This window comes from Erwinia sp. PME.40.26/001, from assembly GCF_055556675.1.
Genome location: NZ_JBVHNP010000299.1, coordinates 1 through 254, shown reverse-complemented (window position 1 = coordinate 254; position 254 = coordinate 1). Strand labels below are relative to the sequence as shown.

The window sequence follows — 254 nt, the reverse complement described above, 5'->3', positions numbered from 1 at the left end:
AAATGCCAAACTTCTTGGTCATGAGATCAAGCAAATGCAGCAATTCTCTGGTCAAAACAGCTAACGAAAACAGGCGAATGACGACATGAATAATTTACCCGGAAAACTCTATTCTTTAGAAGAAGCCGTTGGAATTTTGGCAGATGGTCGACCATGCACAGTCGCTGCTGATATTGCATTATTAAAGAAACTACCCAAAGGCAATTGGATTGGTGGCTCCATCCCTTACTTTATTGGTCAGGATGGTGGCACTG

Annotated in this window: 1 protein-coding gene; it reads left to right on the top strand. The window is 42.5% G+C overall.

The window, feature by feature from the left end; translation table 11 throughout:
* Nucleotides 1–85 precede the first annotated feature (85 nt).
* A partial coding sequence (locus tag ACZ3HG_RS24270; protein WP_465335021.1) for a DUF6976 family protein occupies nucleotides 86–254 on the top strand: 169 nt, incomplete at its 3' end.